The organism is Bariatricus sp. HCP28S3_D3 (assembly GCF_052065755.1).
In the GTDB taxonomy this organism is placed as follows: domain Bacteria; phylum Bacillota; class Clostridia; order Lachnospirales; family Lachnospiraceae; genus Allocoprococcus.
Genome location: NZ_JBQHTK010000065.1, coordinates 1 through 3922, shown reverse-complemented (window position 1 = coordinate 3922; position 3922 = coordinate 1). Strand labels below are relative to the sequence as shown.

The window sequence follows — 3922 nt, the reverse complement described above, 5'->3', positions numbered from 1 at the left end:
AAAACTCCAATCTATCAAAAATCGCATGTGAATTATAGTGAATTACTCCAACTCGCAAAGGGCTGGGGTAATTTTGTATCTGACCGCATTAATATTTGGCGCTTACGATATCATCATGAGGTCTTTATCTAATTTGAACTCGTAAACCTAGTACACACGCCGATGAATGCTGATAAAGAAAAGCTTGTAGCAAACTGCTACAAGCTTTCTCTGTATTATTCAAGCAATGGACTAATTTCCGGCATCAAAACTTCCTTAAACTCTTTTATAAGTGCTCCATTAAATTTAAACTTAGGGAGAGCATCTGGTGTATGCTCTTTATAGGTTGCATAATCGGCCAATGCTTTTAGCTTGTTTTCATTAGCAAGCTCTCCGTCCTTAAAATTGTAAGCTTCATACTTTACATCATCAAACGGTACAAACCATTTTGAAGAGAACTTTTCAATTTCTTTATCTATAGCTGCGTAACGCATCTGATTGATAATGACAGAAATGTCCTGCCCCATAAATTTAGCTTTATCTTGCTCGATCTCATCTAAGACTTGCAATAATAAATCACTTAATCTTGGATTGTCCTCGGCGAATTCTTTTACAATTTCCTTCAATTGTAGAAGCTTATGCTCGAATTCGGTCTCATCAAAATCTTCATTTTTCTGATCCAAGAAATCAACAAACCCTTGCAATAGTTCTACAATGTATTCGAAATCAATCTTAAACTTGCTATAAGCCACCAAATCATAATCATCTCTAATTGGCTCATCATCTGTATCGGCTGTTGGATCCTTCTTCAGTTCCTCCATCACATTATTATAAGCCGCGGCGTAATCCTCATATATATCCTGGCTAAATCCGAATTCATCCAGCATTTTAGGTTCAAATGTAGAGAACGATTTTAGATGAGCATAGTCATGATCCAAGTCTCTGAACAATTTGATGAATGTCTTCTTTTGCTTTTGGGACAAGCTCATAACGTCCTTTGGCTCAGGCGCAAAAGTTCGTATGGTCTTTAATGATAAATTGAAGTTTTCAAGCACCGTCTCCCAATCTTCTGCTATCGCTTGACCTATGCCGCCCTTTGAATACAAAATAAGTGCATCATTTATTTTCTCCCTGTATTCTTTTGGGCTTCTAAAGGTAACAATCTGACCATACTCTTTATTCTGGTCAAACAAGCGATTCGTTCTTGAGAATGCCTGTATTAACCCCTGAGGACTCATTGGCGGTCTATCAATAAAGAGTGTCGACAAGCAAGGAGCATCAAAGCCTGTAAGTAAACGGTCCACCACAATAACGATATCCACCTGCTGTTCTCTGTCAGCGTAACGTTTTTCCTTGCGAGATAATCGATCGTTCAAATTACCATTATATGCACTAAGTCCGTCAATCGCATATTTTGTTCCAAATATTTTATTATAATATGCAAGGTATCTCTTCATAGCCTCTTGATTGGCTTGCGATGATTCTTCATTTTCAGATACAGAGAAAGTAATAGCTACTTTAGGAAAATCAGGAAGAGCCTTTTTGACATCTTCGCTGATTTTAAGCTCGTCCTCTCCAGCTTTAATTTTCAAAATCATCTCATAATACTTCTGAGCCACTGCTATCGATTCAACAGTAAGCATAGCCTCATAAGTCTTTCCTCGCCCGTTTTGCATTCCAAATTTTGACAGAGACTGATTTAGTATTACATTTAGAACATTTCTCATATGTTTTTCGCTGTGATAATATTTTTCTTCATCATCTTTTGCGATATCCTTAGGTCCTAAATTTTCAACATTAAAGCCTAATACTGCACCATCATGAATAGCTTCTTTTATTGTATAGCTATGGAGGCATGGACCATATAATTCCTCTGTAGTCTGCGGCAAATCACCCTTCTGCTCATACTTATTTTCTTCAAATATAGGTGTTCCGGTAAATCCAAACCATATAGAATTATTAAAAAATCGCTCTATGTCTCTCTTGGTCTGAGGTGTCACTGCCCTATGACACTCATCTACAACAAATGCGACCTTAAGAGCTCTTATCTTGTTATATTCCTTGGTTCCCTCCTTCAAACGCCGGTTAATCATAACCTGCATCTTCTGACGGGTAGTTACAATCATCTGTCTGTTATCATCTGCCAACTTCTTGATTAAACTTCCTACATGCTCTGTATCATCTACATCAATTGTGTCATTATCAGCATATGATTGGAAAGCTCCCTTTGTCTGTAAATCCAGATCCTTTCTATCAATCAAAAATACCGTCTTTTGAACAGACGGAATATCCATCAAAAGATTTCGAGTAGCCTTATAAGATGTCATGGTTTTGCCTGATCCGGTTGTATGCCAGATATAACCGGACTTACCTGTCTTTGAAGCAGCTCTCATGGCCTCAATTGCATGAATCTGATATGGTCTTAAGATAAGGAGTTTCTTCTTGTCATTATCAAGAACGGTATACTTTGTAACCATCTCATGCGCTTCCGGTATTCTAAGTACTGCCTGTGCAAAATCTAGGTAGTCACATACTGGCATATTTTCATTATCAATCCATCCCGTTAAAAATTTCTTATTTAATTCCGTATCTCTGGCGGCAGAAAAATACTTAGTATCAACTACATTGCTAACGACAAACATCTGAACATTCGAGAAAATTCCATGGAATTTTCCCTCCGCAATATACTTCTTTATTTGACGATATCCATCCATATATGAATGTTCTTTATTTTTTAGTTCAATATGAATCATCGGAATCCCATTGATAAGAAGCGTTACATCAAATCTTCTGTCTCTGCCATGCTCATCAGTTTCATCCTTAAATGCTTGATACTGATTGATTACCTCGTAGACACTTGAGCCCCCTGCAACATGCTCATTATTCATGACAACAAGGTGAAGCGTCTCATTTCCCCTTTGAACATGAACATAAACTTTGCCATTTTCTCCAACCAGCCACTTCCCTGCATCATAAAACGACGCATGCGATAAATCATTCTTCACTTTAGCAAATTCTGATTCGCTAAGTGGAACATCATCCAGCTTGGCCTTGTTATTCTGTTCTAGTATGTATTTAAAGTTGTTCCATAAGTCCTCTTCTGTCCTAAGATCCGGCCTGTATGTCCACTGCGATTCTCCACTGCAAAGCTGATCTATGAGACGTTTTTCTATTACTGATTCTAATTCTGCCATAGTCACTTATCCTTTCTGTGGAAACATGTTTTGTAACATAAATTTCTTAATTTCTTTTATCTCGTCACACTTACGTTGATGAAGGGTGATAAGGTTGTCAAGGTTATCAAAGTATGTCCCTATTTTAACTTGCTCCTCTATTTTAGGAGCAGGTATTTCCATATTAGCAATCATCTCTAACCTAACAGAATCCACAGAGGTTTTTGCTGTCATTGCCATTACTCTTTTGTAAAATAACTTAGAAAAAGTATGGTAAAAATAATGTGCATTTAATTCGTCGGTGAAGTCGTACATCCTGTAACAACGCTGATGTAAGTCATATTTTCCGTTCACATAATGGAATACTTTTCCAGTACCAACACCATCACCTACTGTAAGCACTGCCTCTTCGTCATAAAGATACTTTGTACTTCTTTCTATAATTGGTGAACGTACATAAAATGGATATTCACCATCCTCTACTTTGTCCTGGGTATTACTCTTTCCAGTTGATATTGAGCATAATTCTGAAACCTTACGCTGTTCCCAATCGTCAGTAAATCCCTCAAATCTTATCTCCGGTTTTTTTTCACCATTTTTCGGAAACATTTTTTGGAGCATAAATTTTTTCAGTTCTTTTGTCTCATCACACTTACGCTGATGAAGGGTGATAAGGTTGTCGAGATTTGAAAAATATTCGCCAATCTTCCCCTGCTCAGCAATAGATGTGATTGGCACTTCGACATCTTTGATTGCTCCTATTGGAAGTT

The 3922-nt window shown here is 37.4% G+C and carries 2 protein-coding genes; both read right to left on the bottom strand.

Annotated features, from left to right (window positions below):
* Positions 1 to 215: 215 nt before the first annotated feature.
* Entirely contained in the window at positions 216 to 3173 is a 2958-nt protein-coding gene (locus ACTNB3_RS17595) for a type I restriction endonuclease subunit R (RefSeq protein WP_441027251.1), read from the bottom strand.
* A 6-nt stretch (positions 3174 to 3179) separates the two neighbouring features.
* A partial coding sequence (locus tag ACTNB3_RS17590; RefSeq protein WP_441027249.1) for a restriction endonuclease subunit S occupies positions 3180 to 3922 on the bottom strand: 743 nt, incomplete at its 5' end.

Coding starts and splice junctions, on each gene's coding strand:
- ACTNB3_RS17595 (WP_441027251.1), bottom strand. CDS start 3,173: ATGGCAGAATTAGAATCAGTAATAGAAAAACGTCTCATAGATCAGCTT.